Origin of the sequence: Hyphomicrobium denitrificans 1NES1 (assembly GCF_000230975.2) — a bacterium.
GTDB classification, from domain to species: Bacteria; Pseudomonadota; Alphaproteobacteria; order Rhizobiales; family Hyphomicrobiaceae; genus Hyphomicrobium_B; species Hyphomicrobium_B denitrificans_A.
Window position 1 is genome coordinate 1,150,013 of record NC_021172.1, and the last position, 19,640, is coordinate 1,169,652.

Here is a 19,640-nt window from a genome sequence, read left to right on the forward strand (position 1 = left end):
GGCTGCGGACATCTGGAAGATGGAGTGCCTCATGCAGAAGCGCTATCGCCGGCCAGCCGATTTTCTCCGACCCCACGCGAGGATTGCTCCGCGCGAATTGTCGAGGAAGCCGCGCTGGTTGTTTCTGCTCTGGCGACAACACCTGAAACACCCTCCATGTAGGAGGTAACTGGGTAATGCCGGGTAGCGTGCGACGAACCCCGGCCACGATAAAACGAGAAAGGCCGGCAGATGTGCCGGCCTTTTTTGTTGGCGCTTCCGACTCTCCTTCGTCGAGCCGGCCGGAAGCGCGGGTCTACATCGGCAGACGCGCGATCTCGTGCGAGAAGTAGTTATCAATGGCCGAGACAATCGACTGCGCAACCTTTTCGCGCCAATCATCGGATTTGAGGTTGCTGGCGTCTTGCTTGTTGGTGACGTAGGCCAGCTCGATCAGGACGGATGGGAACTGTGCCGTCTTGAGCACGCGGAAAGCGGCCTGCTGATCTGGCTCGTTCCGCATGGGCGTACTCTCACCCATGTTCTCGATCACCGTCTTCGCGAACATGCCGGTGCGTTCGTGTGTCATTTCCAGGTCGCGCTCCGCGAGATCGGCCAGGATTCCCCTGACCGCGCTGACGTCATCGCTGACCTTTTTGACAATATCGATTTCCTCGGGCGACAGGACGTTTTCGGACGCATTACCTTTGGCCGAGCGCTCGAGATTTTTGGCGACACCGTCGCGCAGCGTGTAGATGGTGGCGCCGCGGGCACGCGAGCCGTTGTCGGAATAATCGGCATGAATGGCGATGAAGAGATTCGCCTTGTTGCGCTCGGCATATTTCGTTCGATCGTCGAGCGGGATGAAGGTGTCGTCGTGGCGCGTCATGAGCACTTTGTAACGGCCGGTTTTCTCGAGCTGGTCGCGCAAGACAAGGCTGAAAGCCAGTACGACGTTTTTCTCGACAGTGCCGAACTTCACGGCACCGGAATCGTATCCACCGTGACCCGGATCGAGCACGATGATGGGTTTGAAGGCTTTGGCCGCCCGTTCCGTCGGTTTCTCGGCCGGTCTTGGCAGGGGCGGTTGCAATCCCATGGCGCCGAGCCCTGACGGCTGCGCAAACCCTTTCATGCCGGCGCCGCTCATGACCGACGCGGCCGGACGAATGACGATCGCCAAACGGGCAAGACCTTTGTCGTCCTGTTCGACGTTCGAACTCTCGACGACAACAGGCTGCGTGACACCGATAACGATGCGCGTTTTTCCTGGTGCAGCAAGCCCGGCGCGTACGGCTCTCACCAGACCGACGGGCTTTTCCGCGTCGACAGCCGGGAGCTGCATATTGATGTCGGGAAGCTCAATGACGACGCGATTCGGATTGGAGATTGCGAAGACCTGATAATCGACCTTGCGCTCAAGGCCGACGACAAAGCGGGTCCGGAGCACTTTCGGTTGCGTGCTGGAGTCGGGAGTCGGATTGGCGATCGCGATCTGAGAGTCGCCCGTTTTCGGTGCTTCAGTGGTCGCGCCGGCGGCTGCAACCTGGCCTGTGAATGCACAGAGCAGAGCCGCTGCAAACGCGCAGCGCATCGCTCGTTGTGCCGGGCTTCGCATTCCTGGTTCCCCCGTGGCGCGCCCCATCCCCTCAAGCGCCACAAATCAATTGTGTGCCTACGGAAGATGGCGTTTTGGCGGTCAGAGCGGTACGACGTTAAGGTTATGGAATGGCGGCAGTTAAGCTCTCGTTAAGCGAGATTGGAGGCCTCCGCACCGAGCAAATTCATGACGTTACCCCTGCGCGGATTCCCAGGCCGCGGCGGCCATATCGTCGCTTTCGCGAGCGTCGACCCAACGGGCTTCGCCGCTCGCAAGAACTTCCTTTTTCCAGAAGGGGGCGCGCGTCTTCAAATAGTCCATCAGGAATTCGGCGGCGGCGAACGCGTTCTGGCGGTGGGACGCGCACGCGATCACGAGAACGATGTTGTCGCCAGGCTTTAGGGTGCCAACGCGATGCACAATAAGCGACGCAGAAACCTGAAACCGGCGCTGGGCTTCGGCCTCGATGCGCTCAAGCTCTGCCTCCGTCATGCCGGGATAGTGTTCGAGGGTCAGCTCGGCGAGTGCTTCGCCATTGGCATGATCGCGCACTTTTCCGACGAATAGGGCAACGCCGCCGATAGCTGTATCTGAGGCTGTCAGCCGGGCCATCTCAGCCGAGATGTCGAAATCTGCGGTGCTGACACGAACGGCCATCGCCTCAACCTCCGGTGACGGGTGGGAAGAAGGCGATCTCGCGCGCGTCGGCAATCGAGGTACCGTGCTTTGCGTGTGCGTGGTCGAGAGCGACGCGAATGGCCTCCGGCTTCGCGAAGGCCAAATCGAAGGGATGTCCGCGTGTCGGCTGCCAGCTCAGCAGATCGCCGACCGTGACGATCTCTGGCGGCAGCGTGACCCGCTCTTCGTTGAGGCCGGTCTTTTCGCGCAACCAGGCGAAATAGCGCAAAACCACGGACGTATTATCTACAGCAGTCATGGTCGTCTCAACCGCCCATCGCGTGGCGAATACCGGCCTTGAGATAATCGTAGCCTGTCACCAATGTAAGCAGCGCCGCGACCCAAAGAAGGGTGACGCCGGCGGTTGTCGTGCCCGGCACGAGGTCTTCCGCAGCCGGTCCGGCGAGAAGCATCGCCAATGCGATGAACTGAACGGCGGTTTTCCACTTTGCGAGTTGCGTCACGTGAATCTTCACATTGAGCTCGGCGAGAAACTCGCGAAGACCGGAGACGAGGATTTCGCGCGACAGGATGATGATCGCCGCCCAGATCGACCATCCGCCGATCGTGTCGGTATAGACGAGCATCAGGAGCGTGGCGCCGACGAGCAGCTTATCGGCAATCGGATCGAGCATGCGCCCGAGCGTCGATTGCTGCTCCCACATGCGCGCCAAGTATCCGTCGAGCCAGTCCGTTACGCAGGCGGCAACGAAGATCGAGAACGCCGCCCATCGCGATGCGTCGCTCATTCCAAAGAACAACACACCCGCGAGGACGGGCACCGCCGCGATCCGGCCGTACGTCAGAATGTTAGGCAGGCTCGTAGGCAGCGAGCGTTGCGCAATATGATCCATGATTTTGGGTAGCCGCAGGGGCAAGCCTGCGTCAATGGGGTACGCCCAAAGTGTAGCAAAGTCGCGGCTATGAAGCCTCCGATACGGCCGGATGCGCGGCGAAGTCTTCCGATCCGCCGATGTGCGCCCGTCGCAGGGCTTCGTAAATAGCGACCCTGAGATCCGATTGGACCTTGAGCGAGTGCGTGATGTCGGGCAGCAGGACGCGCAGCGAGAAATCCGTGGTCGTCGGCGAATAGCCTTCGAAGACAGCGACCGGCGCGGGTTCCCGCAGCACGTTGGGATGGCGGTTGGCGCATTCCGAAAGGACGGCAAGGACACGGCGCGGATCGGTATCGGGTCCGGAGCTGAACTTCATCACGATCCGTCCCAAGGCATTGCGGTGCGTCCAGTTCAGCACCCTGCCCGTAACGAGCTCCGAATTCGGGACGATGAGGCTGGCGCGGTCGGATGTCTCGATTTCGGTCGAACGCACGGAAATACGCTTGACGACGCCTTGCTCGCCGCCGACGACGACCAGGTCCCCGACCTTGATCGGGCGCTCGATGAGCAGGATCAGGCCGGATACGAAGTTGTTGACGATCGATTGCAGGCCGAAGCCGATGCCGACCGACAGGGCGCCGGCGACAATCGCGAGATTGGTGATGTCGAAGCCCGCGTAGGAAATTGCGGCAATCGCGCCAAGTCCCGTTCCCGCATAGCCGACAGCCGTGTCAATGGAGTTCGCAATTCCGGGGTCCATGCGCGGCGCGACAAGAATGTTATCTCGCAATCGCCGCTGGACGAGGCGCGTGATGAAGACGAACGCCACAAATATCGCAATACCGATGAGGATGCGGACGAGGGAGATGCGAAATTGCCCGATCTCGAAGCCGAACAGCAGGCGTTTTGACCAGTCGCGGATGTCGGGTCCCGAAAAGCCCCATTGCAGCATCAACACAGGAATGGCCGCCAGCACAACGCCGAGTGTCAGAACGCTTTCGGTCAACCATCCGAGCTGTTTGCGGCGCGTCTCATCGAAGCCCATCCGCTCTTCGAGGAGGACGCTGATGTGGCTTCGCGACGTGGTGTTGCCGCGTGTGAAGGCTCGGATCGCGAGGTAGAGGAGAGTTGCGACCAGTCCCACCACGCCTGTCATGACGAGCTGTTGCGCCAAGAAGCGCCCAAGTGCCACGTAACCAACGAGGCAGCATCCGATGATCGCGAGGGCAGCGACCCAGAGCGGCAGCTTGAGCCATAGGGGCCGGTGCCGGCTGACAGGCTTGAGGCCCCCCCCTGCTTCGCTCGCTTCGAAGGGCGTCAGCAGGAGCCCGATAAGGACGAACGCAAATGCGAGGCTCGTTCCGAGCGATTGGACGACGCTTAGGGACAGTGGGAAATAGAAGACTTGAGCGAATGCGGAGAGGAACAGGTCCACGCAATAGATGAGCGCCAAGAGCTTCATCAGACGCGAAATGCGGCGGGCGCTGCGGCTCGATAACAGGACGAGACGACGTTCCGGCTGGCTCGGGGCAAATACCGCAGTGATGAGAGCAGATACGCCGAAGTAGATCAGCGTGCTATTGAGAAGTGCTGCGCCGACGGGAGCTGCGGTCGGATCATAAAGGAGCCCGAGGTAGTCGAGACCTCCGAAGAGAAGGAATGCCGCAGCAACGCCCGGAATGGCGCGGACCGGCGCAATCCAGGATGCCGAAGCGGCGCGCTCGAAAAACGTCGGGGGGGTCGCGTTCTGGTTGGGTCTGTATCGCGTTATTGCGAGCGCAAGGCCTTTCAGAAACAGATAGAGTCCGACTACCGCCGCGAGCAGCATCGCGACGTTGGTTTTTTGATTGTTGACCGACGAGATCCAGTCGTTGGCGTTGTATTTCAGTCGCCATTCGACGCTCGGCGCGGCGCGTGAGAGGTCCGTCCAGAATTGGGGGAACAGCGGACTTGAAATACGCTGCGTCAAGCTCTTTACGAAAAGCGACAGTCTGAGGTTCGTGATCTTGTCGATCGCCTGACGTGCGCGCCACCAAGTGACGCGGAGCGTCTTCGTGGCCTGGTCGAGCTCCGCTGATTGCGAGGCGAGGCGTTCGCGCTCAGCGACCACCGTCGCGGATTCAGCCGGTGCATCCTTTGCCGGAGGAGGTCCGAGCTTGCTTAACTGGCGCTCGATTTCCTCGCGCCTCGGGCGAACGGCGTCGGCGGTTCTCGTCGCCTTCGCGATGACGTTGTCGATCTGGTCGCGCAGGTCCGCCAGACTGTCATTAGCAGCGCTTATTCGGGCGAGCGCCTTTTCGGCGCCGTCCATGGCTTCCACCATCTGCTTGATGGAGTCGTTGACCTCAGGTGACAAAACCGGTGCCGGCTTTGGCGGCGGCGGTGCAGGTGGTGCTTCGCTGGCGGCAGGCTGAGGAGGTGGGGGCGCCTGCGAGGGAGCGGGCTGAGTAGCGGCAGGCTGTGCCTGGGCTGGTTGCTCGGGCGCAGGTTGAGCAGCGGCCGCCGGTTGCACGGGGGCTGCTTGCGGAGCCACCGGTTGTGCGGGAGCGGACGGGGCAGGGGCTGGCTGAGCCGTTGCCGGCTCTGCCGCGGCGGGCCCTGCTGTTGGAGCGGGCGCTGGCGGTGCAGCTTGGTCCGCCACAGGTGCTGCGCGCTGCTGTTGAGCTGCAGCCGGAGTTGTCGTGGGACTCCACGTGGCAGCTCCTGGTTTGGCTTCCGCGTGGGTGGCCAACACAAGAGCGACGGCAATCGCAAAGACGTGTCTCAGCATTGGCGAAATGCGAACTCCCTGGCGGTCTGGATTGAGGCAAGCGCATGGCGCTCAAGTGCCGCGAAATTAGGGCAACCGCAGTGTCACTGGCCAGTGTCTTTTACCCGCACGTGCGTGTGCTAGAGGGAACGTTCGTGGAAAAAGTCGTAGATTTTCCGGGCCATATCGGCAGAAATTCCGTCGACCGCTTTCAAATCCTCGATACCGGCGCGGGAAACGGCTTTGGCCGAGCCGAAATGCTTCAGCAGCGCACGTTTGCGCGTTGGCCCGACGCCTTCAATCTCGTCGAGCGGATTGACGCCGAGGGCCTTTGCGCGTTTGGCGCGGTGCGTTCCGATCGCGAACCGGTGCGCTTCATCGCGCAGACGCTGAACGAAATAGAGCACCGGATCCCGTGTTTCGAGCAAGATCGGATGATCGCGCCCCGGAATGTGGAAATGCTCGCGCCCTGCGTCGCGATCGGGACCCTTGGCGACGCCGATCAATTGAATGTCGTGCAGTCCGAAACCGGCCAAAACCTCGCGCGCAACGGAAAGCTGTCCCAGGCCGCCGTCGATCAAAACAAGGTCGGGGCGGTCGGGAAACGTCTGCTCTTCGGTAGCATCGTCCTCAGGTGCGGGTGTCGCGGAGATTTCGCCTGCCGCATCTGCGACAAGCTCGGCGACCTCGGTTTCGATTTCTTCGAGGACCTCGGCGTCGGCAATGCGCTTGAAACGACGCGTCAGCACTTCCCGCATCATCGCATAATCGTCGCCCGGCGCCACGTCGGGCGACTTGATGTTGAACTTGCGATACTGGCCTTTGACGAACCCTTCGGGCCCCGCGACGATCATGGCGCCGACGGCATTCGTGCCTGCGATATGGCTGTTGTCGAATACTTCGATACGGCGGGGAGAGGCCGGTAGGTTGAAGCGTTCGGCGATACCTTCGAGAAGGCGCGCCTGCGTCGAGCTTTCGGCGAGTTTGCGCCCCAACGCTTCGCGCGCATTCGTCAATGCATGTTCGACGAGACTCGATTTCGTGCCGCGGGAGGGGACACGAATTTCAACTTTGCGCTGGGCTTTGGTCGTCAAGGCTTCGGCGAGAAGCGCGCGGTTCGGAATATCGTGCGAAATGAGGATCAGGCGCGGCACCGGCTTGTCGTCGTAGAACTGGGCGATGAAGCTATCGAGGATGTCCGGCGCATCGAGCGAACGATCGGCCTTCGGATAATAGGCGCGATTGCCCCAGTTTTGCCCGGTACGGAAAAAGAAGACCTGGATGCACGTTTGCCCGCCGTCCTGATAGGCGGCGAATACGTCGGCTTCCTCGACGCCTTCCGGGTTGATCGATTGATCTGCCGTGACGTGCGCAAGCGCCCAAAGCCGGTTCCGGTATTTTGCGGCCGTTTCGAATTCGAGTGCATCGGCCGCTTCCTGCATCAAGCGCTGATACATCGCACGCACGCTCTGGCTCTCGCCTTTGAGGAAGCGTTCGGCTTCGTCGACGAGCTCGGCATAGTCCTCGAGCTTGATTTCGCCTGTGCACGGCGCCGAGCAGCGCTTGATCTGATAGAGCAGGCATGGACGCGTGCGGCTTTCATAGACGCTGTCGGAACAGGAGCGCAGCAGGAACGCGCGCTGCAGCATGTTCACGGTGCGATCGACGGCGCCTGCAGAAGCGAACGGCCCGAAGTATTCCCCCTTCCGGTTACGGGCGCCGCGATGCTTCATCACGGCGGGAGCCGGATGGTCGCGTGCGATGAGAATATACGGGAACGACTTGTCGTCGCGCATCAACACATTGAAGCGCGGCCGGAAGCGCTTGATCAGGTTGGCTTCGAGCAGAAGTGCCTCAGCCTCGGTGGCAACGGTCACGAATTCCATCGAGGCCGTCGCGAGGATCATGCGCGCGATGCGGTTGGTATGCCCGTTGAGCCGCGTGTAGTTCGAAACCCGGGATTTCAGCTGCCGTGCCTTGCCGACGTAGATGACCTCGCCGGCCGCATCCAGCATGCGATAGACGCCGGGCGTCTGCGGCAGCGTTTTCAGGTATCCGGCTATGACATCGGCGCCGGTCTTGCGCGGAGTTTCGGGGGCGGCTGCCGAGCCCGCCGATATTTGGTCTTCAGTCATTGCATACCTAGGATTGGGCGCACCTAAGATCGGTCCGCCGCAGAGGTCAAGCAAGACAGGGTATGGTGCGCCACAAAATCACCATGTCAGAGGGATGATCTGACACCCTCAGCGCATCAGGGAGAGCAGGATTTCGTGGGGGGTGCCATGCGCTCGATTTTTGCCATTCTGGGCTTCGCGCTGATCCTGTCGCTTCCCGGATTCGTACTCGCAAAACCGGTCCGAGAGAAGGCTCAGGCTCAGGCTCAGCCATTCCGGAGCAACGAGGAGGTGTTGCGGTGGATCAACGGCTACCGCCATAGTCCCCAGCCGCAACGGGTACCCGACGCCGTCAAAGCGATGTCGGCTTTCGGCCTGACGAAAGACTCCGACCAATCTGGCATTTACATCGGGTTTATTGCCGGCGTCATCGGATCGAACCCGGCAAGTGCGGAAGATCTTGTCGCGAAGATGTTTCCGTTGCCGCCGGAGGATCAGGTAATCATCATCAAGGGGATCGCTTATTCGGGGCTTCCCAGCTGGCGGCCGTTGCTCAAGACGTTCATCGAAAGAATGCCGGCGCGCAAAGATCTGATTGAGAAGTTTCTTTACGGTGACAAGCCCGTCCTGACGGCGCTCTCGATCAAAGACGACGCCACGGTGATCGACCTGAACTGGGGCTACTATTTTGCGACCGGATGGGAGGCCCCGATCCGGCGCATCGTGTCGTCGCTCGCGTACTCGCTCGACAAAGACAAGGTCGACACTCTGACCATCGGCGCGATGGCCAAGTGGACGCTGGCGCAGAACGCATCCCGCGATAACGATCTCCTGATGATGCTGAAGAAGATCTCAAGCGACAGCGATCCCAAAATCCGCAAGCCGCTGGGCGAAGTCATCGACGCATCGGAGACGTTGGAGCTTTCGAAGATCCGCAAGGACGCGCTCGCGTCGATCGATGAATTGAAGGCGAAAGGCTCGGAGAAACTCAGGAACTACAACTGGTGGGGCCAGGCCGGACAGACGGTTCTGGCGCTGGGCTGTGTCGCGGCTGGAGCGCTCGGGCAAGTCGAGTTCGGCATTCCGTGCGTGATTGGCGGCGCTGCGTCGACGGCCGCGCTCAATTATTTCAAGCCGTCCGACTGATCGGAACATGGGACGAGACTGCGCGCTTCCGGAGTAGCGGCTCAGCGGCTATCTTTTGGATCGGCAACGTGGTCTGGAACAGGTCCGCCGAGTCCTGATGGCTGCAACGGAAGATCGCGCCAGCGGTACGCGGGCTGTGGCGCCGGAGCGGCCGTCTCCTGGGCAGCATGCGCTTCGCCCGTGCAATACTGCTCATTATAGAGCCCTGCGATGAAGTCGATCGATTTGCCGTACTGACGATCGGCGGCCCAGCGTCGTGCGAGATCGGCGAACGTCACCGGTCTGCCGAGGCGGTGCGATTTCGCGATGATGTCATCTTGATTTTCACGCGTCCGCTTCGCGATCGGTTGCGCCAGGCGCTCGCCCGAATAGGCGACCAGATGCTGAATTTGTGCGTGCACGCCCGTCGCGACGTCGGGAAAACGCTCGCCCGGCGCGCCGTTTCCCGTTGCGCCAATGCCAGCGAAATTGTTCTGGGTCTCGCGGACGTCGCCGCGACTGCCGTCGCCGCGCTGGAACTTCAGGAAGTTGGTCTCTATCGCCATCTGGAAGAAGGCGAAATCCCAACGCACATGCCAGCCTTCGCCGTAGATTTTGTAGAATCTGGCGATGTTCGCATAGCGCGCATCGAGCCGGGAATTTCGCTGCGAGAGGAATGTCATCAGCCGGTCCGGCGTTACGCATGCCGGAACCTGGTTCGTCGCGCCCGTGCGAATGGGCGGCGCCGCATCGGCCGCATTTGCGAAGAACGCAAGCGCGGCTGCCGAAGCAAGCGCCGAAACGGAGAGAACCCCGGAATGGCGGAGAGATGGATGTGCCATGCAAGGGCGGCCCTTCAGTGCGAGCCGCACTCAACCATCCGGGCAGAGTTCGAAGGCTTTATCGAGCGCCTGCGAGGGATTGGTAAACTCGCCGACCGTCTCGCCGCCCTTGGCGTAGGCGGCGATATAAGCTGCCGCTTCGCGCTTTTCCGAGCCTTCGTTGACATCGAGGACGGTGTAGTTGTCCTGCCGGTCCGCGCGAGCCTTGATGATGACGGAATGACCGCCGCCATAGCTTGCCGTCCAGACTTTGCACGTCGGCCGTGCGGCGGGAGACAGAGTGGGCGTCGACTTCGACGTGATGCCGGGAAGAACGGACGATTTCGTGCCTGCGCCAAGAGCGGCAGTCTGAATTTTCTTGCCCGTGCTCTTCTTCGTCGGCTCGACGGGTGCAGAGTCGGCAGGGCGGCGTGCCTCGGCATCCGCAGAAGCATTCGGCGCGGCATCGGCGGGCGGCACCGCCGCGTTGATGATCTTAACGGCCTGCGGCTTTTCCTGTTGCTCAGGTTCGCCGACCGCGACGGTCTGCGCTTCGTTTGCGGGCGGCACGAGTTCTTCAGCGCCTAAGCTCGAGCGAACGAATGAACCGGACTTGCGAGCTTCCTCGACGGCGCGGCGAGCCAGTTCCGCGCCGGAAAGCTTGGTTGTGGATGTGTCGGCGGCGTCAGGAGCAGCCGTGTCGGCCATCGCCACTTTCGGGTCGGAGGCGGTGGAATTTTGAGGTGTGGTGCCGGGACGAGCCAGTGCCAGCAGGTCGGGATTGGGGTCGGGAGCCCTGCAGGGGCTGCCATAGAAGCTCTCGGCGATATTGGAGATATCGCGCGCGTAGCGGCGTGATGTCGGCGCCCACTGTTTTGCGAGCTGCTCGTAATTAATCGGGCCCTTTATGGACTTTTGCCAGTCCGTCAGCACGCCCCACTCCTGCACTTTGCGGGTGCGCTCAGCGACAGGGTTGTCGAGATGCTCGCCGGCATAGAGGAGAAGATGCTGAAGGTGCGCCTTCACGCCCGTCGCCACGTCGGGGAAGCTTTCGCCCGGAACGTGATTGCCGGTGGCGCCGAGACCCGCGAAATTGTTCTGGTTCGCTTTGACGTCGCCCTTGAATGTCAGGTTGCCCGTTTCGAGCATCATCTGGAAGAAGGCGATATCCCAGCGGATTCTTAACTCGTCGCCGATGCGCATGTAGTCTGCCGCGATCGTCGAGAAGTGCCCGTCTATATTGCGATTGCGGCTTGTCAGGAAAGCCATCAATCGTCCGGGCGTCGCGCACGCCGGGACCGTGTTCGTTTTCGTTATTTTAACCTGTGGAAGGTCTGCCGCCGAGGCCGGCAGAGGCGCCGCAGCCAACGGAACGGCTGCAGCGAAGACGAACGCCAACGGCGTCCGAACGCGGCTTATCATGGATACACCCATAACGACGCGGCACCCCTCGAAGAGCGCCCAACAAAACCAATTAAGGTTCGTAAGCGCTTAACGTTAAAAAAGAGTTGAGACCCCCCGTGAGTCAGGGGAAGGATCGCCAAGCAATTGGGCGGTATTTAGGGCGTGCGAGGGTCAGATTGAGGCGGAAACAGCATCTGCCGCGATCACCGGCATGGGCCGCGTCGCGTTTCACTTTGGGTCAGGTCACGTCAGATGCTGGCCGCCGTCGAGGACGATCATCTGGCCCGTTAATGATGGTGTCGCGAGAATGAAACGGACAGCCGTCGCGATTTCCTTCTCCGATGGTCCGCGCTTCAGCAGCGTCGATTGCTTCTCACGCTCGAAGTCGTCGTCCGTCTGGTGGATGCTTCGCAATACGGGACCGGGTCCGATGGCGTTGACGCGAATGCGCGGGGCAAGTGCTTGCGCAAGTGTTCGCGTAGCGGTCCAGAGGCCGGCCTTCGAGATCGTGTAGGAGAAAAACTCCGCCGTCAGGTTCCAGACGCGCTGGTCGATGATGTTGATGATGTTGCCTTCGGCATTCTCCGGCAGTTGTCTGGCCATCGCCTCTGAAAGAAAGACGGGAGCCTTCAGATTGATGCAGAGGTGCAGGTCCCACGTCTTCTCGTCGAGGTGGCCGATGCTGTCGGGAAGAAACTCGGATGCGTTGTTGATCAGGGTTGTCAGCGGTCCAAGCTCGCGTCCGATCGTTGCAACAAGGCTTTCGAGCGCCTGACGATCGGCCAGATCGGCTTGAAATGTGCGCGCCCGCCCGCCGCCGCCGCAGATCTGCCGCGCCAGTGCTTCGGCTTCGACGGCTGATTTGCGGTAGTGGATTGCGACCGCCCAGCCGGCTTCCGCCAAGCCGAGAGCGACCGCGCGCCCTATGCGACGGGCGGCACCTGTAATCAGGGCCGTTCGAGCGGGGTCGGAATTTCGGTTCATGGGTGCGAATTATCAGAATCGGCTTGGAGAATCACGTCGAGACCGACCGAAGGGGAGGGGCTGGAGCTGTCGGAGGGTGAAAAACGCCCGAATCAGCGCTCGATTTTTCGCCGATCAGCCTCTGTGGCCGGCAAGTAGCGGTCTGAAGGGTGCATATTTTCAAGGCAAATCCGATTTGTCGAGGCCGTCTAATGTGCCATCGTTGCGCGTGGGTGACAGCCCCCCGGCGAAGTCGATGTTTCCTGTGCCTAAACACTTGTGCCAACCCGCCGAAGACGTTTCTCTTGGCACAACGCGGTGTGAATCGAGGGGTCCGCAAGTGCGGCGACTGTGAACCGCTGGTTTGGGACGGGGGTTGTCTAATGGCGAATTTCAAAAGTTTCTTGGGCGTGGCCGGGATGGCGGCAATCGCCTCGTTGGCGATGTCAACGGCGGTGCTCGCAGACGATACGGAGGACCGGAAGTTTGGGTATTCGATCACTCTGACGGGTGTCAGCGACTACCTGTTCCGCGGCGTATCCCTCACGGATAACAAGCCGGCGTTCCAGCCGTTTGTCGAATTTACGTACGGTATCGCTTACCTCGACTTCTGGGGTTCTAACGTCGACAACGGCATTGGTGATCCCTTCGAAATGGACATTTACGCCGGTATCAGGCCGGTGACCGGTCCCGTGAGCTGGGATATCGGTGTTCTTTACTACTCAAACCCGGACAATCCGAAAGGCTGGGATGCAACGGACTATGTTGAATTCAAGGTCGGGGCCTCCGTTACGCCCATAACCAATCTGACTTTGAGCGTGACCGGCTATGTCACGCCGGACCAAGAGAACTACGCGCAGACGGAAACCGTCGAAGGTCTCGTCAGCTACCAGTTGCCTCAGTTCGCGATATTTACGCCGACGATCAGCGGCGGCGTTGGATATACGACGTCGGATACGGCTGATTTCTTCGGCAACGGCAGAGACAGCTATACGTACTGGAACGTCGGTATGAAGCTAACGGTCGACAAGTATTTCATGGACTTCCGTTATTGGGATACAGATCTGACGCATGCCAATATGGCTGGATTCTTGGGTAATAGTTCGGACACCATTGCCGACGGCCGCTTTCTGTTCTCGGCTGGCGTGAACCTTCCATAAGTTCTCCCTCCTAAACTTCCGAATGAGTCAACCGGGGCCCTCGTTGGCCCCGGTTTTTTTGCTTCATCGGGAAGCCGTAGCGCTTGCGCAACCCGGCAACTCACGACAAAAAAGTTGTCCGGGCTCTTGAGGCAAGCGACAGCAATCGTGCTTCCGACAATCGTCATCCTGGTCATTCTGACCACGGCACTTGCGGCCGCGGTTCTATCCCCGCGGCTTCTGCCTCGCCGTGTCAGGATGGATGACGCTCCAGACCGGCCGCGCGCGTTTGGAAGCGAGATGTCGTGGCTTGCCGTCAAGACGGACGACGCCGGGTATCTCGCGGTCGTTCTCGGTCTTGGCGATCTCAGCGTCGCGAACTGGAATTCGGGGCTTGGGGCGATTTACGATCTTGAGCTTTCCGACACGTTCGTCTTCATTTCGCCCCCCGTCGCAGGCTGGACGTTTGTCGCCGGCGTGTCATTGCCGCTGCCGCAGGGAGGTTCGTTCGTCGACAAAGCGGCTCCGCTTCTGCTACGCGTTGCCCGGGAATTTCGAAGCGTACAGTACTTCGCGACCTTTTCGATCATCGATTTTTATGCTTGGGCGCGGTTCGAGAACGGCCGGCCGGTACGGGCTGTTGCCATCGGCGAAGCTGGCATTGTCTGGGACCTCGGCCGCCCGACGCCGGTGGAGCGGAAGCTCGGGCTTTCAATGATGGAACTCAGAGGAGTCCTGAATCGCCACGGCGACATCGGAGGCGCGCTGCAACTCCACCCGACAGAGCCCCACGTGCTTTGCATCGCGGAAGGTTGGGGCATCAACCCAATGGCGATTGAGGCATTTGCCGATGAGAGCGGCGTAGGCTGGATCGCGCGTGCTCCGCATGCGTGGCGTGCGGAACGGGTTCGCTCGGCGGCCTGAGAGATAGGTCGGAATACGACCAAATTTTCTTCATCGGAAACTTATTGGGCTCGCCGGCCGTAATCGTAATCCATGCGAGGCCCCGGCAATGGGGATTGTTGCCCCGTGCTTGCAGGGCCTGTGTCGGCGGGAGGGCTTCGTCTGCCTGGAGAGTCCTGCGAGGCTGCCGACCGTGTCGGCGGAATGAAGACACGGTCGGTCGAGCAGAGCTTGCTCTGGTTTTCGTTCTGTCCGCACGTTCGCGGCTGGCCATCCTTTGAAACGCAGAGACGGACTTCCTTCAGCCCCTTGTCGGCGCCGCTGCAGACGACGGCGATCATGTCAGGTTTGAAATTCGGATTCGCCTGCAGGAATTCACGGCGAATATCGGATGGCGCCACGAGCTGGGATTCGAAGGGATTGCGGAAGCGCTGCGGAATGTTGATCGAATCGAACAGGCGGTGCGCCGTCGTGAAATAGCGCGCCGGATCGAGGCCCGAGCACGTTCCGTGCGTACGATATTCGTGAATGACGAGGCCGCGGTTCGGCATGACGTCGAGCATGCTCGTAATGACGTTCTCGGGGACGAAAGGCCGTCGCGACAAGCGGCAGTCGGACGGATATCCAGACTCGTATTGCGGCCAAAGGCCATGCAGGACGAAGGAATAGCGGCGGCCATCGCGGCGGTTGCATTGTGCGTCGTCGTCTTCGCCCTTTTCCGCGCAGTACGTCGGACTCCAGGAGAGGACGAGCGCGTAATAGTCGAATTGGCCGGGAACGTTGCGTTCGCTGCTGCTGCCGTAGTCGTTTCTGTAGCCGTCGCCGCTGCTGTAGCCGTTGCCGCTCCCGTTTGAGCGGTTATCGGCCGTGCGACCGGCGTTGGCGCTGCTTTGGCTGCCGGTCGGCCATGACGCATTTTGTTGCCGGACCATATGTACGGCGAGCCCCGCAATGAGGAGAAGAACCAGAGCGGTCAGGAGCAGATGCGGCTTCAGCATGTCGTCATCTCGGTGCGCGGGGCGGATGCAATGGCTGGTGGCGAATGAAATTCCTACGTGGCGGTCGGCGCCAGCGCGGCAAGAATCCGGGCCCAGCTTCGTGCGCCTTTTTCGAAGCTCCGCATATTGTACTTCTCATTTGGCGAGTGAATGCGGTCGTCGTCGAGGCCGAAGCCGATCAGCAGGCTGTCCATGCCGAGAGCGTCACGGAACGACGTAACGATTGGAATAGATGCGCCGCTGCCCATCAGCACGGCGGGCCTTCCCCATTCCTCTTCGAGCGCTTTCGCGGCAGCCTGCATCGATGGGTCCGCCGTGTCGAAGCTGACCGCGCCGGAGCCGTGATGGCCGAGCCAGGTGGCCTTGCAATCAGCGGGCAGAACTGTCTCGACATAGTCGTGAAGCGCCTTCATCACCTTGTCCGGGTCTTGGCCCGATACGAGGCGGCAGGTGATCTTGACGGATGCCTTCGCAGGAATGACCGTCTTCGAGCCGACGCCCTGATAGCCGCCCGTTACACCATTGAATTCGAGCGTCGGGCGCGACCAGAGCTGCTCGATGACGGAGCGTCCCTTTTCACCGGCCGCTGTTTTCAATCCGACGGCGCCAAGAAATGCTTCGGCTCTGAGGCCTAGCGATTTCCATTGCGCAAGCTGCTCAGGTGCCGGATCTTTGACGCCATCGTAAAACCCCGGCACGGCAACGCGGCCCGTGTCGTCGTGGAGCGCAGCCATGACCTTGGCGAGCACGCGGATCGGATTTGTCACCGGGCCGCCGTAAATGCCGGAATGGAGATCGCGCCCCGGGCCGCTGATGACGAGTTCGTCGCCGACAAGTCCGCGCAGCATCGTCGTGATGGCGGGCGTATCCTTGTCCCATTGTCCCGTATCGCAGACGAGAACGAGGTCGGCTTTCAGTTCGTCGCCATGTTTGGCGAGAAAGCCCGGCAGCGATGGCGAGCCGCATTCTTCCTCACCTTCTATCAACACCGAGACGGCGATCGGCAATTTTCCCGCAACCTTCATCCAGGCGCGCGCGGCTTCGAAAAAGGTCATGAGCTGACCTTTGTTGTCCTCGGCGCCGCGGGCGACGATCACCTCGCCGTTACTCGGTTCGGTCGTAATGCGCGGCTCGAAAGGCGGCGTCTGCCAGAGATCGAGCGGATCGGGAGGCTGCACGTCGTAGTGGCCATAGAAAAGCACACGCGGCAGGCCGGGTTCGCGTTCGGTGCGGTCATGCGCCACGACCATTGGATGGCCGCTTGTTGACACAACCTTAGCTTCGGCGAAGCCAATGTCCCTGAGGGTTGCGGCACACCAGTCCGCGGCTTTGCGGCAACTTGCCCGATATGCTGGATCCGTCGAAACGCTGTCGATGCGCAAGAGCTCGAACAACCGGTCGAGCCCGGCAGATTTCGATTGACCAAGTGTGTCGAGAACGGTTTCCAGCGCGGTCATCTTGGTAGACTTTCCAAAAAAGCAAGAGAAGCGATGAGGGGGTTCAGCTAGGAATACGGAACTCCATTTGCTATGGCACGTCTCCTGACGCGGATCATGGCAGCATGAAGACCGCACCGGAGGTCTGATGGCACAGCCGGACACGGACGGCAAAAAGAAATGGGTTTACGCCTTTGCGCCCGGAAGCGCCGAGGGCGGCGCCGATATGGCGGAACTCCTCGGCGGCAAGGGTGCCAATCTCGCCGAAATGGCGACGCTCGGCTTGCCCGTGCCTCCAGGTTTCACGATTACAACGGAAGTCTGTGACGCTTTTTTCGCAGCGGGTAACAAGCTGCCCGAGGCATTTAAGGCCGACGTCATGCAGGCCCTCGACAATGTCGGCGACACGGTCGATGCGCGCTTCGGCGACGACAAGCGGCCGCTGTTGGTATCGGTCCGCTCGGGCTCTCGCGCGTCAATGCCCGGCATGATGGATACGATCCTGAACCTCGGCCTCAACGACAAGACCGTCGAAGGTCTGGCGGCGTTAACGGGCGATTCACGGTTTGCCTTCGACAGCTACCGGCGTTTCATTCAGATGTATGGCGACGTCGTGCTCGGCGTCGATCACGGCGCATTCGAGGATATTCTCGAGAATTTCAAGAACCTCAACGGATTTGCAGCCGATACGGACCTCGATGAGGAGTCGTGGCGCGAGATCATTGCCGATTACAAGGCCGCGATCGAGCGAGAGCACGGCCAGCCATTCCCGCAGGATACGAGCGAGCAGCTTTGGGGCGCCATCGCCGCCGTCTTCAATTCCTGGTACAATCCGCGGGCCGAAACCTATCGCAGGCTGCATGACATTCCCGACGACTGGGGCACTGCCGTCACAGTCCAGGCGATGGTGTTCGGCAACCTCGGCGATAATTCCGCCACGGGCGTCGCCTTCACACGCAATCCATCGACGGGCGAACGCGAAATTTTCGGCGAATATCTGCCGAATGCACAGGGCGAGGATGTCGTCGCCGGAATTCGCACCCCGCAGCCGCTGACGAGGAAAGGCGCGCGCGATGCGCCGGGAACATCTCTCGAGGCGGCGATGCCCGGTGCCTTCAACGAGCTCAGGCAGATTTTCGATCAGCTCGAGCGGCACTATCACGACATGCAGGACGTGGAGTTTACGGTCCAGCTTGGCAAGCTGTGGATCTTGCAGACGCGATCCGGCAAGCGCACCACGGAGGCGGCACTTAAGATTGCCGTCGATCTCGCGGCGGAAGGGTTGATCAGCCAAGACGAGGCCATTCTCCGGATCGAACCGACGCAGCTCGATCAACTTCTGCACCCGGCGATCGATCCTTCGGCCGACCACGATTTGATTGCCAAAGGTCTGCCGGCATCGCCCGGTGCTGCATCGGGCGAAATCGTCTTTCATTCCGAGATGGCGGAAGCACTCAAGGCAAAAGGCAAGGACGTCATTCTGGTCCGCTCCGAGACGAGCCCCGAGGACGTGCAGGGTATGCACGCGGCGGTCGGCATCCTGACGGCGCGCGGCGGCATGACGAGTCACGCCGCCGTCGTCGCACGCGGCATGGGTCGGCCGTGTGTCTCCGGCGCCGGCACGCTGCGCATCGATACGAGTGCCGGAACGATGCGGGCGGGCGCACGCATTTTCAAATCGGGCGACATCATCTCGATCGACGGCAGCACGGGACGGGTTTACGCAGGCAAGGCAAAGATGCTGCCGCCGCAGCTTTCGGGGACGTTTGCGACTGTCATGGAATGGGCGGACGGTGCGCGCCGCATGAAAGTCCGGACGAACGCGGATACGCCGCGCGACGCGCGCCAGGCCCGCGAATTCGGCGCCGAAGGAATCGGCCTCTGCCGGACCGAGCATATGTTCTTCGAGGAAGGCCGCATTCTCGCCGTGCGTGAAATGATCTGTGCCGAGGACGAGGAAGGCCGCCAGCAAGCGCTCGACAAGCTGCTGCCTGTGCAGCGCGCCGATTTCGAGGAACTGTTTGAGATCATGGCGGGCCTGCCTATCACGATCCGCCTGCTCGATCCGCCGCTGCACGAATTCCTTCCACACGAAGATCGCGAGGCCGCGCAGGTTGCGGCGGCGCTGGGCATGGACCTGATGCGGCTCAAGGCACGTGTCGCGGAGCTTGAAGAATTCAATCCGATGCTTGGGTTTCGCGGGTGCCGTCTCGGAATCAAGTATCCGGAGATCACGCGCATGCAGGTGCGCGCCATTTTCGAGGCGGCGATTAACGCTCAGAGAAAGACGGGTCAGGCCGTACGTCCGGAAGTGATGATTCCGTTCGTCGCCTACCGGCGTGAGTTCGACGTTCTTCGGCGCGTGATTACCGAGACTGCCGACGCGGTCCAGCGCGACATGGGAGTCGAAATCCCTTACGACGTAGGCACGATGATCGAGCTGCCGCGGGCGGCGCTTAGAGCCGCCGATATCGCGGGCGGACCGGCGGGCGCCGATTTCTTCTCGTTCGGCACGAACGATCTGACGCAAACGGCGCTCGGACTGTCACGCGACGATGCGGCACCGATCCTGTCGAACTACCTTGAGCATGAAGTGATCTCGACGGATCCCTTCGTTACGATCGATCAGCGCGGCGTCGGTGAACTCGTCAAGATCGGTACCGAGCGCGGGCGTGCGGCGAAGCCTGATCTCAAGACCGGTATTTGCGGCGAACATGGCGGCGATCCGAAGTCTATCGCGTTTTTCGAGAGCATCGGCCTCGACTACGTATCGTGCTCGCCGTTCCGCGTTCCAATCGCGCGGCTTGCTGCGGCACAGGCGGCGATCAAGCGGCGCGAGGCTGCCAGATTGCGAGCTTCACCGGAACAGGAATAGTGCGGGAGCCAGGCTGTTGG

The 19,640-nt window shown here is 61.0% G+C and carries 15 protein-coding genes; 4 read left to right on the forward strand and 11 right to left on the reverse strand.

What is annotated here, in order from left to right; all coding sequences use genetic code 11:
- Positions 1-295: 295 nt before the first annotated feature.
- The 6 genes from HYPDE_RS05485 to uvrC form a co-directional block, all read right to left on the reverse strand.
- Complete coding sequence (locus HYPDE_RS05485; RefSeq protein WP_051111975.1) at positions 296-1,597, reverse strand: N-acetylmuramoyl-L-alanine amidase; 1,302 nt, start codon at positions 1,595-1,597, stop codon at positions 296-298.
- A gap of 174 nt (positions 1,598-1,771) precedes the next feature.
- A complete protein-coding gene (locus HYPDE_RS05490) occupies positions 1,772-2,236 on the reverse strand; it encodes a molybdenum cofactor biosynthesis protein MoaE (protein WP_015597403.1) in 465 nt (154 codons plus the stop codon).
- A gap of 4 nt (positions 2,237-2,240) precedes the next feature.
- Complete coding sequence (gene moaD / locus HYPDE_RS05495) at positions 2,241-2,516, reverse strand: molybdopterin converting factor subunit 1 (protein ID WP_015597404.1); 276 nt, start codon at positions 2,514-2,516, stop codon at positions 2,241-2,243.
- A 7-nt stretch (positions 2,517-2,523) separates the two neighbouring features.
- Positions 2,524-3,111 (reverse strand): CDP-diacylglycerol--glycerol-3-phosphate 3-phosphatidyltransferase, encoded by a 588-nt coding sequence (gene pgsA, locus HYPDE_RS05500; protein ID WP_015597405.1) that lies wholly within the window; start codon positions 3,109-3,111, stop codon positions 2,524-2,526.
- Between the two features lie 67 nt (positions 3,112-3,178).
- Positions 3,179-5,605, reverse strand: a complete 2,427-nt coding sequence (locus HYPDE_RS05505; protein ID WP_244437786.1) for a DUF3772 domain-containing protein — start codon at positions 5,603-5,605, stop codon at positions 3,179-3,181.
- Between the two features lie 377 nt (positions 5,606-5,982).
- A complete protein-coding gene (uvrC, locus tag HYPDE_RS05510; protein ID WP_015597408.1) occupies positions 5,983-7,977 on the reverse strand; it encodes an excinuclease ABC subunit UvrC in 1,995 nt (664 codons plus the stop codon).
- A gap of 147 nt (positions 7,978-8,124) precedes the next feature.
- On the opposite strand from uvrC, the gene HYPDE_RS05515 reads away from it, so the two are divergent.
- Positions 8,125-9,102, forward strand: a complete 978-nt coding sequence (locus tag HYPDE_RS05515; RefSeq protein WP_041320031.1) for a hypothetical protein — start codon at positions 8,125-8,127, stop codon at positions 9,100-9,102.
- 41 nt (positions 9,103-9,143) lie between these two features.
- Here HYPDE_RS05515 and HYPDE_RS05520 read toward each other — a convergent pair whose 3' ends face one another.
- The 3 genes from HYPDE_RS05520 to HYPDE_RS05530 form a co-directional block, all read right to left on the reverse strand.
- A complete protein-coding gene (locus HYPDE_RS05520) occupies positions 9,144-9,923 on the reverse strand; it encodes a glucosaminidase domain-containing protein (protein WP_041320033.1) in 780 nt (259 codons plus the stop codon).
- A gap of 30 nt (positions 9,924-9,953) precedes the next feature.
- The gene (locus HYPDE_RS05525; protein WP_015597411.1) at positions 9,954-11,324 is read right to left on the reverse strand and encodes a glucosaminidase domain-containing protein; all 1,371 of its coding nucleotides are present in this window, start codon (positions 11,322-11,324) and stop codon (positions 9,954-9,956) included.
- Positions 11,325-11,549: 225 nt separating this feature from the next.
- A complete protein-coding gene (locus HYPDE_RS05530) occupies positions 11,550-12,290 on the reverse strand; it encodes an SDR family oxidoreductase (protein WP_041320036.1) in 741 nt (246 codons plus the stop codon).
- 362 nt (positions 12,291-12,652) lie between these two features.
- Here HYPDE_RS05530 and HYPDE_RS05535 point away from each other — a divergent pair, with 362 nt between their 5' ends.
- Positions 12,653-13,429, forward strand: coding sequence for a TorF family putative porin (locus HYPDE_RS05535; protein ID WP_015597414.1), 777 nt, complete (start codon positions 12,653-12,655; stop codon positions 13,427-13,429).
- Between the two features lie 126 nt (positions 13,430-13,555).
- A complete protein-coding gene (locus HYPDE_RS05540; protein ID WP_244437787.1) occupies positions 13,556-14,332 on the forward strand; it encodes a hypothetical protein in 777 nt (258 codons plus the stop codon).
- A gap of 41 nt (positions 14,333-14,373) precedes the next feature.
- Here HYPDE_RS05540 and HYPDE_RS05545 read toward each other — a convergent pair whose 3' ends face one another.
- Positions 14,374-15,309 (reverse strand): ribonuclease T2 family protein, encoded by a 936-nt coding sequence (locus HYPDE_RS05545; protein WP_041320038.1) that lies wholly within the window; start codon positions 15,307-15,309, stop codon positions 14,374-14,376.
- Positions 15,310-15,362: 53 nt separating this feature from the next.
- Positions 15,363-16,766 carry a dipeptidase gene (locus HYPDE_RS05550; RefSeq protein ID WP_015597417.1) on the reverse strand — a complete coding sequence of 468 codons (1,404 nt, stop codon included), beginning with the start codon at positions 16,764-16,766 and terminating at the stop codon, positions 15,363-15,365.
- A 127-nt stretch (positions 16,767-16,893) separates the two neighbouring features.
- On the opposite strand from HYPDE_RS05550, the gene ppdK reads away from it, so the two are divergent.
- A complete protein-coding gene (gene ppdK, locus HYPDE_RS05555; protein ID WP_015597418.1) occupies positions 16,894-19,620 on the forward strand; it encodes a pyruvate, phosphate dikinase in 2,727 nt (908 codons plus the stop codon).
- Positions 19,621-19,640 lie beyond the last annotated feature (20 nt).